Annotated in this window: 16 protein-coding genes; 11 read left to right on the top strand and 5 right to left on the bottom strand. The window is 61.7% G+C overall.

The window, feature by feature from the left end; genetic code table 11:
• Positions 1 to 2 precede the first annotated feature (2 nt).
• From GEU84_RS15610 to hisD, 11 genes are all read left to right on the top strand, one after another.
• Positions 3 to 764, top strand: coding sequence for an SDR family NAD(P)-dependent oxidoreductase (locus GEU84_RS15610; protein WP_152827758.1), 762 nt, complete (start codon positions 3 to 5; stop codon positions 762 to 764).
• Positions 761 to 1228: a nuclear transport factor 2 family protein gene (locus GEU84_RS15615; RefSeq protein WP_152827756.1), complete on the top strand. Its 468-nt coding sequence runs from the start codon at positions 761 to 763 to the stop codon at positions 1226 to 1228. Before GEU84_RS15610 ends, GEU84_RS15615 begins: the two co-directional genes overlap by 4 nt.
• Positions 1225 to 2025, top strand: a complete 801-nt coding sequence (locus tag GEU84_RS15620) for an SDR family oxidoreductase (RefSeq protein WP_152827753.1) — start codon at positions 1225 to 1227, stop codon at positions 2023 to 2025. Before GEU84_RS15615 ends, GEU84_RS15620 begins: the two co-directional genes overlap by 4 nt.
• A 2-nt stretch (positions 2026 to 2027) precedes the next feature.
• The gene (locus GEU84_RS15625; RefSeq protein WP_152827751.1) at positions 2028 to 2768 is read left to right on the top strand and encodes an SDR family NAD(P)-dependent oxidoreductase; all 741 of its coding nucleotides are present in this window, start codon (positions 2028 to 2030) and stop codon (positions 2766 to 2768) included.
• A gap of 31 nt (positions 2769 to 2799) precedes the next feature.
• On the top strand, positions 2800 to 3855 hold the full coding sequence (locus GEU84_RS15630) for a sugar ABC transporter substrate-binding protein (RefSeq protein WP_152827749.1): 1056 nt from the start codon (positions 2800 to 2802) through the stop codon (positions 3853 to 3855).
• A 120-nt stretch (positions 3856 to 3975) separates the two neighbouring features.
• On the top strand, positions 3976 to 4188 hold the full coding sequence (locus GEU84_RS15635; protein WP_152827747.1) for a hypothetical protein: 213 nt from the start codon (positions 3976 to 3978) through the stop codon (positions 4186 to 4188).
• A 1-nt stretch (position 4189) separates the two neighbouring features.
• Entirely contained in the window at positions 4190 to 5233 is a 1044-nt protein-coding gene (locus tag GEU84_RS15640) for a sugar ABC transporter substrate-binding protein (protein ID WP_152827745.1), read from the top strand.
• Positions 5234 to 5307: 74 nt separating this feature from the next.
• A complete protein-coding gene (locus GEU84_RS15645; protein WP_174539915.1) occupies positions 5308 to 6846 on the top strand; it encodes an ATP-binding cassette domain-containing protein in 1539 nt (512 codons plus the stop codon).
• The gene (locus GEU84_RS15650) at positions 6839 to 7822 is read left to right on the top strand and encodes an ABC transporter permease (RefSeq protein ID WP_152827741.1); all 984 of its coding nucleotides are present in this window, start codon (positions 6839 to 6841) and stop codon (positions 7820 to 7822) included. The genes GEU84_RS15645 and GEU84_RS15650 overlap by 8 nt, the downstream gene beginning before the upstream one ends.
• Complete coding sequence (locus GEU84_RS15655) at positions 7819 to 8208, top strand: VOC family protein (RefSeq protein ID WP_152827740.1); 390 nt, start codon at positions 7819 to 7821, stop codon at positions 8206 to 8208. The genes GEU84_RS15650 and GEU84_RS15655 overlap by 4 nt, the downstream gene beginning before the upstream one ends.
• Before the next feature lie 52 nt (positions 8209 to 8260).
• Positions 8261 to 9592: a histidinol dehydrogenase gene (gene hisD, locus GEU84_RS15660; protein ID WP_152827738.1), complete on the top strand. Its 1332-nt coding sequence runs from the start codon at positions 8261 to 8263 to the stop codon at positions 9590 to 9592.
• A gap of 321 nt (positions 9593 to 9913) precedes the next feature.
• Here the strand turns inward: hisD and GEU84_RS15665 are convergent, their stop codons facing one another.
• The 5 genes from GEU84_RS15665 to GEU84_RS15685 form a co-directional block, all read right to left on the bottom strand.
• Positions 9914 to 10378, bottom strand: a complete 465-nt coding sequence (locus GEU84_RS15665) for a MarR family winged helix-turn-helix transcriptional regulator (RefSeq protein ID WP_152827736.1) — start codon at positions 10376 to 10378, stop codon at positions 9914 to 9916.
• A 10-nt stretch (positions 10379 to 10388) separates the two neighbouring features.
• Positions 10389 to 11702, bottom strand: coding sequence for a TRAP transporter large permease (locus GEU84_RS15670; protein ID WP_152827734.1), 1314 nt, complete (start codon positions 11700 to 11702; stop codon positions 10389 to 10391).
• Positions 11699 to 12214: a TRAP transporter small permease gene (locus GEU84_RS15675; protein ID WP_152827732.1), complete on the bottom strand. Its 516-nt coding sequence runs from the start codon at positions 12212 to 12214 to the stop codon at positions 11699 to 11701. The genes GEU84_RS15670 and GEU84_RS15675 overlap by 4 nt, the downstream gene beginning before the upstream one ends.
• A gap of 60 nt (positions 12215 to 12274) precedes the next feature.
• Positions 12275 to 13318 (bottom strand): TRAP transporter substrate-binding protein, encoded by a 1044-nt coding sequence (locus GEU84_RS15680; protein WP_152827730.1) that lies wholly within the window; start codon positions 13316 to 13318, stop codon positions 12275 to 12277.
• A gap of 203 nt (positions 13319 to 13521) precedes the next feature.
• The coding region (locus tag GEU84_RS15685) for an efflux RND transporter permease subunit (protein ID WP_174539916.1) at positions 13522 to 14224 on the bottom strand (703 nt) is incomplete at its 5' end.

Genomic DNA, 14224 nt, shown 5'->3' on the forward strand with positions numbered 1-14224 from the left:
ACTTGAAAACCGCATCTGATGGTGCCGCGCTTGCGGTGCCCCAACCTCTTGCTGGCAAAGTGGCCGTCGTCACCGGTGCGACGGGCGGCCTCGGTCGGAGCATTGCCAAGGCCTTTGCCGATGCAGGTGCCAATGTGGTGCTTGTTGCGCGGGACGCAGCCGCGCTTGGCGTTCTGGCAGATGAGATCGGGCCGACAAGTAGCACCATGCCCGTCGATCTGGGGAATTTGTCCACCCTCTCAGAACTGCTTGGATCGCTCCGTCGCGTCGACATTCTGGTCAACAATGCCGGGACCAATCGGCCGATGCCATTCGAGCAGGTGACGTCCGAAGACTTCGATCACCTGATGAACCTCAATCTGAGAGGGGCATTCTTTGCTGCGCAGGCGGTTCTGGATTCGATGCCCAGGGGCGGAGTTATCCTGAACATAGGTTCGCAGATGGGTCATGTCGGTGCAAAAAATCGCACCGTCTATTGTGCGACCAAACATGGACTCGAGGGCCTGACGAAGGCGCTGGCTGTGGAGCTTGCCCCGCGGGGCATCCGGGTTGTCAGCCTAGCCCCGACCTTCGTCGAAACACCCATGACACGACCAATGTTCGCGGACGCCACTTTCCGCGACGAAGTGTTGTCGCGCATCCCGATGGGTCAGTTGGGCCAGCCGGAAGACATCGCAGCGGCGGCGGTTTTCCTCGCTTCTGACGCTGCGCGGATGGTGACCGGAACAAGCCTTCTTATCGACGGCGGCTGGACCGCCCAATGAAACTCGTCTCCGGGAGGGGCAACATGATAATCGCCAACCCAGATCAGAACCCGGCCTTTGCCACGCTGATGCGGTTCTATGCGGCCGAGACGGTCTATTTGGCACCCGGTGGCGGAGACTTCTCGGTCATCGCCGAAACTCTTGATGCTGACTGTGTCCTGCACCAGCCGGCGTCATTGCCCTACGGTGGCGAATGGCGGGGGCCGGAAGGATTTCGTGCGTGGATGGAGGCCTTTGGCCGCGTGTGGTCGCACCTTGAGGTGCGCGATCCGCAGTTCTTTCCCTCCGGTCCGGACGTCATCCTCAGCCGGTCGCATGTCTTTGCCACCGCGCGCGCGACCGGGAAGCTGATCGACTGGCCGCTTCTGCAGTTCTTTCGCATCCGCAATGACCGAATTGCCGAGTTGCGGCCCTTTCACTGGGACACAGCCACCATGCTGCCCGCCATAGGAGATGCAAAATGAGTCGCGAAGCAGTGATTGTTACCGGGGCAAGCTCCGGCATCGGACGTGCGACGGCCGTCCATCTGGCGCAGGCCGGTTACGACGTCGGGCTGACGTTCGGCAGCAATGCCGACGGTGGCGCCGAGACGGCACGGCGCGTCCGTGCGCTCGGCGCGCGTGCCGAAGTCGCACAGATGGCGCTTGACGACCCGGCCAGCATCGAGGTCGCACTGGGCGGGCTGTTTGACGCTTTCGGCGGCGTCCCGGCGTTCGTTAACAACGCGGGCGTGCTTTCTCTGGCAGCATTCACCGAGGTCACGCTCGCCGACTGGCGCCACATCATCGACTGCAACCTTACCGGGTCGTTCCTTGCGGGGCAGATCGTGGCGCGCCACATGATCGACCGGGGGCTTGAAGGCCGGATCGTCAACGTCTCGTCGGTTCATGAGGCGGTGCCGCTTATGATGGGCGCCGCCTACTGCACCTCCAAAGCCGGGGTTGGCATGCTGACCAAGTGCATGGCGCTCGACCTCGCAGAGCATGGCATCCGGGTGAATGCCATCGGCCCGGGCGAAACCGCAACACCGATGAGCGGCGCGACCGAGGGCGAAGACATTCTTGCCCGCCACCGCCCGGAAACACCAGTCGGCCGCCCCGGCGCGCCGGAGGAGATGGCAGAGGCCATCGCCTATCTGCTGTCGCCGCAGGCACGCTTTACCACGGGCACGACGTTGTTCGTTGACGGTGGTCTGATGCTGATGTCCGCCATCGGCAACCAGCGCACGATCATGGCGTCGTTGACCGGACAGGGGGGCTGAATATGGGAATTCTCGATGGAAAAGTGGCTATCGTCACAGGTGGGGCTGGGGGTGTTGGCTCGGCGGTGACCACCCTCTTCGTGGAAGAGGGCGCTCGGGTTGCTGTCTTCGATGTCAAGGATGAAGGCCCTGCTGACGCCGCCCTCTACGTAAGAGTGGACATCGCTGATGAAAAGGCGGTCGCAAGGGCTGTGGCTCAGGTGACCATGGCACTCGACCTTCCGGACGTGCTCGTCAACGCCGCCGCGATCGCTGGCACGGGCGCACCGACACACGAAGCCACGGCCGATGATTTTGACCATGTCTTCGCGATCAACGTCAAGGGCACCTTCCTGTGCACGAAATACGTGATCGCGGGCCTTTTGAACGCAGGGCGACCTGGTAGCATCGTCAATGTCTCCTCGACCTATGGCGTTGTCGGCAACGCAGATATCCCGCTTTATCACGGCTCGAAAGCTGCGGTCAGGCTTCTGTCGAAATGCGACGCGGTGACCTATGCGGATCGCGGGATCAGATCGAACGCGATCATCCTCGGGTCCACCCGAACAGACATGACCGTCGCTGCAATGCAGGCGAGTCCTGAGGGTGCAGCCTATGTCCAGAACCTGATCAACGCGCATCCAATAAAGCGACAGGCCGAGCCTGTGGAGATCGCCCGCGTGATCGCATTCCTCGCGTCGGACCAGGCTTCCTTCGTTACGGGCGCCGATATCGCGGTCGACGGTGGCTATACGGCACAATGAACCAGAAAAAAGAAACCAAAGGGAGGAAACTATGAAGAAAATAAGCACGTTACGCGCGTTGTTGCTCTCGGCAGCTTTGGTTGGTCCCGGCTTGGCATCCGCACAAGATGTCCAAGTGGACGTTGGAGGCGGGATGACCGTCGCTGTTCCGGCGACAGGGCCGCTGAAGATCGCCTTCTTTTCGGAGGGCACAAATAATTCAGCGATGCAGGCCAGCATCGACGGTGCAACACAGGCGGCGAAGGAGCTTGGTTGGGAAATCGAGGTGTTTGACGGAAAGTTCGATCCCGTAACGCAGGCCAATCAGCTTGAAAACGCGCTGACGCGGGACTACGACGCCTGGGTTCTCAAGGCAGTTGAAGGCAACATCATGTGCGACATCGCGACCAGGGACGCGCCTGAAAAGGGCGTGCTGGTCGTGACGGCCGTCCTGTCGATTTGCGGGCGTGGTGCCAACGAAGGCGATGAGCTCTGGTCGCCGGGAACGCTCGCCTATATCGGTGGCGCCGAGACGCCGATGGCGTTCTTCCAGGTGCTTGACCGCATGGGGGCTGAAAACCCCGGGCCGCAGAAACTGGGTGTGATCACTGGCCCCGAACTGAACCCGATCACCAAGAACCACGAAGCGGCCTTGGAGATGTTCAAGGCGAAGTATACTGAAATCGAGATCATTGCTGTCGCAAGGACCGATTACTCGACGCCGTCGGCGCTGGAAGAGGCGGGGCCGATGGTTCAGGCAAACCCCGACATGACTTTGGCCTATACGGCCTTCTCGAATCTGGCGATGGGTCTCGTGCCGGTTCTTGAGCAGGCTGGTCGACTAGGTTCCGTCAAGATCTATGACAACGGAGCAACAGCGCGGGCGATTGACGCAATCAAGGACGGCACCATCGAGGTGTCCAGTGCCAATCGACTGAAATCAAACGCCTACAACGCTGTCATGGCAATCGACCGCGCGCGTCGCGGTGAAGCCGTTCCGCGTGCCATCGGGGACCTTGGCGCGCCGCTTGTCCCGGGTACACCTCCGACCGAACCCTATCTGATCGATACGGCCAATGTCGCAGGTTTCACACCTGAAATCGAGTAAGGCAAAGGATGTGACTGCCCAGCAGGAGTTTCCGCCCTTCAAGCACTGACCGGGCATGGCGGGGACGGGCGAATATTCCCTGCTGTCACTCTCCGGCAAGACGGCTTTGGCAACACGATCGTGCATCACGACATCGACCACCCTGACCGGCTGGTTCACTACGAGATCCGGTCAGGCGCGCGTGACCGCTGGATGCGGGAGGAACCGCAGAAAGCACATCGGAAAACCTATGCGGCGGGCCTGCCCAACCCTCTTGCCGACCGGACCGTCCAGTGGATGGTGCCTTCGGCCGAGTGGGGCAGCAACCTGACCTATCATCATCTGGGAGGATGAGATGAAACTGAGCCTGATCGGACTGTCGCTCTTGCTGGCCACAACTAGCATCGCACGCGCGGAAGACATTGCGGTTGATGTGGGGCTTGATGCCCCGGTCATCGTAAACACCGAAGAACCGCTCAAACTCGCGCTCTTCATCGAGATCGGCACCAATAGCGCCGTGCAATCGACGATCAAAGGCGTCGAAGCGATGGCGGCAAAGCATGGCTTCAGTTTCGACGTGTTCGACGCCCGATTTGACGTGGCGCGACAAGTCAACCAGATGGAGTCGGCCCTGCTTAACAGCTACAATGCCTGGATAGTCGTGCCCGTCGAGGGCAGCCAGGTCTGCGATATGGTGGCAGAGCGGGCCCCGGCGGCGAACGTACTGGTGGCCCATGCGACGGGGACAGCCTGCGGCCGGTCCAGCATGGAAGGCGATGATCTGTGGTCGCCGGGGACGCTGGTCTACGTAGGCGGCAACGAGACGCCTAGCGCCTTCCGCGCCGTGATGGAAAAGGCGGTCGCCGACAATCCCGGACCGCAGAAAGTCGGGATCCTGACCGGACCGAACCTGCATCCGATCACGGTTTCATTCGACAAGGCTCTGGCAGAGGTCACGGCGGCGCACCCCGAATTCGAAGTTGTGGCCGTACATCGCACAGACTATTCGCCGCCCGACAACCAGGTCAAGACGCAGACCTTGCTGCAGGCGAACCCCGACCTCAGCATCATCATCGGTGCCTACACGAACATGTCCAAGGGCGCTATCCCGGCGATGGAGGCCGCGGGGAAACTGGGAGTTGTGAAGGTATACGAGGCGGGTGGAACCGAGTGGTCGGTCGAGGCCCTGAAGGCGGGCTGGATTGAAGCGACAACGGGTTTCTACCGGCAGACCGCCGCAGAAGCGGCCGTACAGGCCATACTCGACGCGCGCGATGGAAGAGCGGTACCACGGGTCATCCTGAATGACGGTCACCCGCTCATCCCCGGCCAAGTCGAAGGTTCTGTCGGGCTCGTCACGGCCGAGAATGTGGAAGCCTACGTTCCGCAGTCCCCGTGACGCACCGGCGCGGAAAAGGGCGTGGCACAGCAAAACCGCTTTTGGCCACGCCTGCCAACCAAGATGACATCAGGGTGAGCGATTTGTCAGCGACCATTTCTCCCGCAGTGCGTCTAAAGGGCGTGTCCAAGACCTTCGGACCGATTCAGGCGCTGAAGCCGGTCAACCTCGACATCGCGGCGGGGACCATACATGCGCTGGTCGGGCAGAACGGCGCAGGCAAGTCGACCACGCTGGGCATCTTGGCCGGTCGCATCAGCGCCACCACCGGTGACGTGGAGATAGGCGGGGCACGCGTTGACCTTGGCGACCCGCGTCGGGCGCGCGCTGCAGGCGTTGTCGCGATCTATCAGGAACTGACCATCGTTCCAGCGCTCTCCGCTGTCGCAAATGTCTTTTTGGGTCAGCCGCTGTCCCGAGGATATCTTCTATCCGAAGGTGCCATGCAAAGTCGGTTTGCCGAATTGGCGGGTCGCCTGGGCGTCAGCATTCCGACCGATGCGGAAGCGAGGTCGCTATCCGTGGCGGATCAACAAACGCTGGAGATCCTCCGTGCCATTCAGGCGAATGCGCGCATCATCCTGTTCGACGAGCCGACAACCGCCCTTGCGCAGCCTGAGCGCGAGGCGCTGTTCAAGGTCATGCGCGACCTGAGGGCGGAAGGTCATACGCTGATCTATGTGTCGCACAATCTCGATGAAGTTCTGGGCATTTCCGATGCCATTACCGTGTTCCGAAACGGCAGTTTGATCGAGACGCGGCCGACCCAGGCTTGGACAAAGGCGCAGCTTGTGACTGCCATGCTGGGTGAGGAGATGGGCGACATCTATCACCGTCGCCCGGCCTCCCGCCTGCGTGATGGCGAGCCCGCGATTTCCGTCCGCGATATTGCTTTGCCGGGCGCCATAGGCGAGATCGGCTTTTCAGTCCGCGCGGGCGAAATTCTGGGGGTGGGTGGGCTGGTCGGCTCTGGTCGAAGCAGCCTCTTGCGCGCGCTAGCGGGCTTGGAGCACCGGTCATCGGGACAGATCGAGATTGCCGGCCGCGAAGTTGCATGGCCACGCACTCCCCGCGCTGCCCGGGCACTTGGCATCGCGTTGGTTCCCGAGGACCGCAAGCACCAAGGCCTCGTGCTTGGGATGACTGCTGCTGACAATGTCACCTTGCCGAAACTTCGAGCAATTGCTCGATCCGGCTTGATCGACAACCAATTGGCGGCAGAAGTCGCCGCAGATGCGACGCGAGCGTTCGGCTTTGATCCCAAGCGGCTTTTCGCACCGGTGGGGACGCTGTCCGGGGGCAACCAGCAAAAGGTCCTTCTGGCCCGCTGGGCCTTCGACCGGCCCAAAGTTCTGCTCGTGGACGAGCCGACGCGCGGGATCGACGTCGGCGCCAAGGCCGAGATTCTCGACGCGCTTCGGGCCTTTGCCGAAGAGGGTCTGGCGGTGATCATGGTCTCCTCCGAACTCGAGGAAATCTGCGCCCTGGCCGACCGCGTCATCGTCATGTCTGAGGGCCGACAGGTCGATCACATCGACGCCAGTCGCGCCGAGCTTTCTGTGCACAGAATCTTGAATAGCGCCTTTGGCGTAGAAAGGCATCACCATGTCTGAAGTATCGTCCTCCCGCACCTCGGCCACGGCCCCTGTCCGGCGCAGACCGACGAGTGACATTGCCCTGCGCTATGGCCTGATTGCGGTCCTGATCGTTCTGATCGCCGTAAGTCAACTGCTTTACCCGAGGTTTCTCGACCCGCAGAACATAAAGAACATCCTCAGCCAGAACGCGCCTCTGGGGATCATCGCAGTCGGCATGACGCTTGTCATGATCACGCGAGGGTTCGACCTGTCGGTTGGTGCGGTCTACGCGTCCGGTGCCACGGTCTTTGCCAGCCTTGCCGTCGCGGGCTGGCCCCTGTGGGCGGCAGGCGCGGTCACCATGATGATTGGGGTTTTCGCGGGTCTGATCAACGGGACAATCGTCACGCGGCTGAACGTGAACCCTTTCGTCGCGACGCTTGGGACCACCTCAGTCTTCAGTGGCCTTGCCCTACTCTATTCCAACTCGTCGCCTTTCGTTGTCTCGGAAAAGGCCTTTACCCTGCTGGGACGCGGGTCGTTTCTTGAAATTCCGATCAGCATCTGGGTGCTGCTTATGGTGTTCGTCATCGGCGAATTCGTCCTGTCGCGCACGGTCTATGGCCGATCTCTTTACGCCATTGGCGGCAATGACGAGGCCTCTCGTCTTGCCGGTCTGCCGACTGCGATGCTCCGGACGACGACCTACGTCATCTGCGGGGCCTGTGCGGCTCTGGCTGGAATGATCATCGCGTCGCGGCTTTCCATCGGTCAGGCTGACATTGGCGCGTCGATGGCACTCGATTCGATCGCAGTCGTCGTCATCGGCGGGACCTCGTTGATGGGGGGCGAGGGGGCTGTCTGGCGCAGCGCCATTGGGCTTTTGATCGTAGCGGTGCTGACCAACCTGCTCGACAGCCTCGCCGTGGATTCGAACTACCAGCTCGTGATCAAGGGCACGATCGTGGTGGCCGCAGTTGCACTTGACGCCTATGCAAGGCTGCGCCGGTGATCACTGCGACCCACCATACGGCCATTTCGGTGGTCGATCTGGCGGCAGCAAAGCGCTTCTACGCGCTTTTGGGACTAAGCGAGAGCGCCCGTGCCGAACTCTCTGACGGCACGACCCTTGTTTTGCTCCACGGGTCGGGCGGCATGGTCGAGCTGATCTGGCCGCAGACGACACGGAAGACGGCTCCCGTGCCGCTTGAGCGCGATCTGGAGACGACAGGCACGAAACACATCGCGTTTCAGTCCGATGATCTTGACGCCGAGTTCGCGCTGCTTGGCGCCGATGGCTTTCCGGTTGCTGTGGGCCCCTCACCTTCACCCTACGGCTTGCGCTTTGCCTTCGTCACCGACCCGAGCGGCAACTGGATCGAGCTTCTGGGCTACTGAGCCGCATCGAGAGAAACCGCCCCATGCGTGGGCAGAAAGAAAGAGGAATACCATGATAAGGCAACTCAAGACTGGCAAGGCAGAGGCCGCTCGCGCTGACGATGACGCGAAAGTGCGCGCTACTGTCGAAGGCATTCTCGCCGACATTCTTGCACGCGGCGATGCGGCAGTGCGTGATTATTCCGGGAAGTTCGACCGGTGGTCGCCGCAGAGCTTTCGTTTGTCCGAAGCTGACATTGAGCACCTTGTCGCGAAGGTCCCCAATCAGGACCTGAAGGACATCCGTTTTGCGCAAGACCAGGTCCGACGTTTTGCGGAACACCAGAAAGCCGCCTTGCGCGAAATCGAGGTTGAAACACTGCCCGGTGTCATTCTTGGCCACCGCAATATTCCGGTAAATTCAGTCGGCTGCTATGTGCCCGGCGGCAAGTATCCGATGGTCGCCTCAGCACATATGAGCGTGCTGACGGCCAAAGTCGCAGGCGTGAAGCGGATCGTTGCGACCGCTCCGCCCGCCGGCGGAGAGCCGCATCCCGCGATCGTCGCTGCCATGCATCTGGGCGGTGCCGATGAGATTTACGTCATGGGAGGCGTGCAGGCTGTTGGTGCCATGGCCCTTGGAACGCAAACGCTGAAGCCCGTCGACATGATCGTTGGCCCCGGCAACGCCTTTGTTGCCGAAGCCAAACGTCAGCTGTTCGGACGGGTCGGGATCGACCTCTTTGCCGGCCCGACCGAAACCATGGTGATCGCAGACGAAACGGTCGATGCTGAAATCTGTGCGACGGATCTGCTCGGTCAAGCCGAGCATGGCTACAACTCGCCTTGTGTCCTGCTGACAAACTCTGAAAGACTTGCCCGCGCAACCATGGTGGAAATTGATCGTTTGCTGACGATCCTGCCAACAGCTGAGGCTGCCCGAAAAAGCTGGGAAGACTATGGCGAAATCATTGTCTGCGACAGCTATGACGAAATGCTCGCAGAATCTGAACGCATCGCTTCGGAACATGTGCAGGTCATGACCGATCGCGATGATTGGTTCCTTGCAAACATGACAGCCTATGGGGCGCTTTTCCTTGGCCCGCGCACGAACGTCGCGTTTGGTGACAAAGCCATTGGCACAAACCACACGCTACCTACCCGTCGCGCTGGCCGCTACACGGGCGGGCTTTGGGTCGGAAAGTTCATAAAGACGCACAGCTATCAACGTGTCTTGACCGATGAAGCATCGGCACTTGTCGGCGAATTCTGCTCCCGCCTGTGCATGTTGGAGGGCTTCGTGGGTCATGCTGAACAAGCAAATGTCCGCGTGCGTCGCTACGGGCATCGAAACATAGGGTACGGCCGGCCGGCCGAACCAATCAATTCCGCAGCACCCGCGTAACCTCTCCGTGGGTTATGAGTTGGAGGGGGTGGCTGTCTTGCAGTCACCCCGACTTGTCGGTATTTCAGTGGTAAAGATTGCTCATTTGCGCACTGACAGAGACTTTTGCGGGCAAGAACAGTGTGGCGATGAAGGCGAACCTCATGTCGCCTCTCGCGCGAATAAAGCGGCCACCTTCTTCAGGATGCCACTCCCCGATCCGTCACCGGCATTGTGGCCTCGACCCTGAACTCGCGGCTGAACTTCCACCTCGTCATCTCCACTTTCCGGTTCATGGGTCACGATCTTATCGTCGTGTCCACGAAACCGGCAGCAACTCAGTCAGGCCCCCTCGATACGCCGCAGCAGACGGTTCAGCACGGCACGCTCCTCGGCAGTCAGCATGGCCAGCGCCCGCGCCTCGTGGCCGTGCACCGCGGCCAGCACGCGGTCGCGCAAAAGCTGGCCGGCGGGTGTTGCCGTCAGCGCATAGGCGCGGCGGTCGCTGGGCATCGGGTTGCGCGCGATCAGATCATTGGTTTCCAGCTCGTCCACCACCACCACCAGGTTGGAACGTTCGATGCACAGCCCCTGCGCCAGCTGGGTCTGGGTGATGCCGGGATTGTCCACCACCATGACCAGCGCCGAAAAGGTGATCGTGCGCAGGCCGAAGGTTTCCAGCGTGATCACCAGATCGGCGTGGATCACGTTGAAGGCGCGCTTCATCAGATAACCGGTCAGAACCTCCAGGCTGGCGTGCGAAACCCAGGCTATCGGCTCCAATGCGGCACGGGTGGGATGCGTCATGGCGGCGCGCTCATGGCAGAAGGAACAAGGTGATCGACGGGAATGCCACCAGCAGCGCCACGCGCAGCAGATCCGACGCCACAAAGAACGAAACCGCATGATAGGTGGCCGACAGGGGCGTTTCGCGGTCCATCGCGTTGATCACGAACAGGTTCATCCCCACAGGCGGCGTGATCAGCCCCACCTCGACCACGATCAGCACGAGGATGCCGAACCAGATCGCCAGATGTTCGGGCGACATGCCGAAGTCAAGCTGGACGATCACCGGGAAGAAGATCGGGATCGTCAGCAGGATCATCGACAGGCTGTCCATCACACAGCCGAGGATCAGGTAGAAGATGATGATCAGGATCAGCACCGTCCAGGGGCTGTAGCCCTGCCCCACCACGAAGTTGGAGATTTCCTGGGGCACCTGGGTGATGGCCAGAAAGCTGTTGTAGACCGCCGCACCGAAGACGATGATGAAGATCATCGCGGTGTTCGATGCGGTGGACAGAAAGCTGTTCACCAGCGTCTTGCGGGTCAGCCCGCCGTTCAGGAAGGCGATCAGCCCGGTGCCCAATGCGCCCACCGATGCGCCCTCGGTGGGGGTGAACCAGCCCAGATAGATGCCGCCCACCACGACCAGAAACACCACCAGCACCGGCCAGACCCGGAACAAGGCGCGAAACCGTTCGGCATAGGGCTGGCGCGGGCGCGAGCCCACGGTTTCGGGATAAAGCCGGGCATAAATCGCCACCACGGCGATATAGCCCAAAGCCGCCAGAATGCCGGGGATGAAGGCGGCAAGGAACAGCTTGGCAATGTTCTGCTCGGCCAGAATGGCATAGACCACCAGCACCACCGATGGCGGTATCAGGATGCCCAGCGTGCCGCCTGCCGCCAGCGTGGCGGTGGACAGCCCGCCCGAATAACCCGCGCGGCGCAGTTCGGGCAGGGCCACCTGCCCCATGGTGGCCGCCGTGGCCAGCGATGATCCGCAGATCGCGCCGAAACCGGCACAGGCCCCCACGGCGGCCATGGCCACCCCGCCCTTGCGATGGCCCAGCCAGCTTTCGGCGGCTTTGAACAGGGCCTGGCTCATGCCGCCCAGCGTGGCGAACTGGCCCATCAGCAGAAACATCGGGATGATCGACAGCGAATAGCTGGAAAAGATCGAATAGCTTTCGGATTTCAGCTTGGCCAGAACGATGTTCGGCCCGCCCGTCACCAGCACAAGCCCGCCCAGCCCGCAGACCAGCATGGCCAGACCGATGGGCGCGCGCAGAAAGATCATCAGCAAGAGAACGGGAAAGGACCAGAGGCCGATATCAATATTGCTCAATGCCCTGCCCCCCCGCCGGCGGGCAACGTGTCCTGCCCGCCGAGCGCACCCATCACACGCCGCAGCGCCACATAAACCGACACGACCGCCGCGACCACGGCGCCGCAGACGCTGGCCGCATAAGACCACCAGACCGGGAATTGCAGCAGGAACGTCGTCTCGCCGTTGTTCATCTTGCCCAGCATGCCCTCATAGAGACGTGCCGCGATCAGGACCAGCACCGCGGCAAAGACCACCTCCCAGAAGGCCAGTATCCAGCGGTTCACGACCCGCGGAAACAGCGGCACGAACAGATCGACCGTCGCATGGCCCGCATTCATCTGGCACCACGGCAGAAAGGCAAAGATCGCAAAGGCGATGCCCGCCTCGACAAGCTCGAAATCACCCGGAACCGGGCCAAAGCCCAGGGCCCGCAACAACACGCTGAGGCTGGTCATCAGCATCAGCGCCGTCAGGATCAACCCGCCAAGTGCCGCCATGAACCGCGCAAGCTGGTAAAAAGCACTGTGCATCGACAGGCTCCCTGCAAGATGGGGGGAACCGGCGGCGCGGGGCCGCCGGTGGTGCTATGGTCAGTTGGTGGCGGAATGCTTGGCGATGGCCGCGCGGGCCTCTTCCAGCAGGGCGGCACCATCAATGCCCTTTTCGGTGATCTCGGTCAGCCAGGTGTCGATGGTGGGCTGGGCCGCCACCTTCCATTCCTCGATCTGTTCCGGCGTCAGCTCGACAATCGTGTTGCCGGCATCGACGGCCAGTTGCCGCGCCGGGCCATCGGCCTCTTGCGACACGCGGCCCGCCATGGCCGAAAACTCCAGCCCCGAATTGGCGTCGATGATGGCCTTCAGATCATCCGGCAGGCCCGCATAGACATCCTTGTTCATCGCCATCACGAAAGCGGCGGTGTAAAGCGGCGCGCCCGGAAATTCGGTGTGGTTGCCCAGCAGTTCCGACAGGCGGATAGAACCAGTCACTTCCCACGGGATGATAGTGGCGTCGATCACGCCTTTCGACAGCGCCTCGGGCACCGCAGGCACCGGCATGCCAACCGCCGTGGCACCCAGCGATGTGGCCATCATGTTGGTCACGCGGGTGGGTGCGCGCAGTTTCACGCCGGCCAGATCGGCCACCGACGTGATGGGTGTTTTGGAATGGATCAGCCCCGGCCCATGGGTCCACAGACCCAGCACCTTGATATCCTTGAACTCGCCGTCGATCATGTATTTCTCGGCCAGTTCCCAGTAGGCGCGCGAGGTGGCCTCGGCATCGCCCGCTACGAAGGGCAGTTCGAACACTTCGGATTGCGGGAAGCGGCCGGGGGTATAGCCGGGCAGCGTCCAGACGATATCGGCGATGCCATCTACCACCTGATCCATCAGATCGGTGGGTTTGCCGCCCAGTTGCATGGCGGGGTACTGCTCGATCTTGATGCGCCCGCCCGATTCCGCCTCGACCTTCTTGGCCCAGACGTCCAGCACCAGCGAGGGGATGGGCGCCTGCTGCGGCAGGAACTGGTGGAACTTCAGCGTCACCTCTTGCGCAAAAGCGGCCGATGACAGCAATGTTGCAAATGCAACGGAGCAGGCGAGTTTCAAGGCCTGACGACGTGGTGTGTTCATGGTATTCTCCTCCCTGGGCATGGCTCCGGCACGCTTCGGCCGGTATTCAGTGTCGGCACCGCACGCGCGCCGCGCCGTATTCGACAGAGATCCGGGTCTCCCCCCGCGAATCTTGCCGTCAAACGCTATTCATCATCATTGTTATACTTCATGTCAATTCGCATGTGAAAAACCCGGCCACATGGGCCGGGCTGTTCATCGCATTATTCCGCGACGTGCAGCGGTATGGGTGGGCGGCGCGGGCCAAGCTGCGCCTCCAACCCGCCGATCCTGGCCGTCAGCGCCGCGATGTCAGACTCGCGTGCCGCTATCTGCGCCGCCAGAACCGAAGCAGCGGGTTCGTCAGGCTCCGCCTCTTTCGGGCCGATGAAGCGGCTGAAAATCTTGCCCAGCAGCCACGAAAGATCATCCATGATCAGATAGAACGATGGCACGACCACAAGGCTGAGAACGGTTGACACGATGATGCCGCCGATCACAGCCGTGGCCATCGGTGCGCGGAACGATCCGCCCTCGCCCACCCCCAGCGCCGAGGGCAGCATGCCCGCCGACATGGCGATCGAGGTCATCACGATGGGCCGCGCGCGTTTGTGCCCGGCCTCCATCACCGCCTTCACCCGGTCCATGCCCTGATGCTGCATCTCGATGGCAAAGTCGATCAGCAGGATGGCGTTCTTGGTCACGATGCCCATCAGCATCAGGATGCCGATCAGCACGGGCATCGACACCGCAGACCCGGTGATGATCAGCGCCGCCGCCACGCCACCGATGGCCAGCGGCAGGCTGAACAGGATGGTAAAGGGCTGAATGACGGATTTGAACAGCAGGATCAGCACCGTCAGCACCAGCATCAGGCCCATGATCATGGCGTTGCCAAAGCTGGCGGTCAGTTCGGCCTGAATTTCC

The sequence above is a fragment of the Fertoeibacter niger genome, from assembly GCF_009380135.2.
Classification (GTDB): Bacteria; Pseudomonadota; Alphaproteobacteria; order Rhodobacterales; family Rhodobacteraceae; genus Fertoeibacter; species Fertoeibacter niger.

Excerpts from the sequence above, each read along its gene's own strand:
- GEU84_RS15615 (WP_152827756.1), top strand. The coding sequence starts at position 761 with ATGAAACTCGTCTCCGGGAGGGGCAACATGATAATCGCCAACCCAGAT.
- GEU84_RS15620 (WP_152827753.1), top strand. The coding sequence starts at position 1,225 with ATGAGTCGCGAAGCAGTGATTGTTACCGGGGCAAGCTCCGGCATCGGA.
- GEU84_RS15625 (WP_152827751.1), top strand. The coding sequence starts at position 2,028 with ATGGGAATTCTCGATGGAAAAGTGGCTATCGTCACAGGTGGGGCTGGG.
- GEU84_RS15630 (WP_152827749.1), top strand. The coding sequence starts at position 2,800 with ATGAAGAAAATAAGCACGTTACGCGCGTTGTTGCTCTCGGCAGCTTTG.
- GEU84_RS15640 (WP_152827745.1), top strand. The coding sequence starts at position 4,190 with ATGAAACTGAGCCTGATCGGACTGTCGCTCTTGCTGGCCACAACTAGC.
- GEU84_RS15650 (WP_152827741.1), top strand. The coding sequence starts at position 6,839 with ATGTCTGAAGTATCGTCCTCCCGCACCTCGGCCACGGCCCCTGTCCGG.
- hisD (WP_152827738.1), top strand. The coding sequence starts at position 8,261 with ATGATAAGGCAACTCAAGACTGGCAAGGCAGAGGCCGCTCGCGCTGAC.
- GEU84_RS15665 (WP_152827736.1), bottom strand. The coding sequence starts at position 10,378 with ATGACGCATCCCACCCGTGCCGCATTGGAGCCGATAGCCTGGGTTTCG.
- GEU84_RS15675 (WP_152827732.1), bottom strand. The coding sequence starts at position 12,214 with ATGCACAGTGCTTTTTACCAGCTTGCGCGGTTCATGGCGGCACTTGGC.
- GEU84_RS15680 (WP_152827730.1), bottom strand. The coding sequence starts at position 13,318 with ATGAACACACCACGTCGTCAGGCCTTGAAACTCGCCTGCTCCGTTGCA.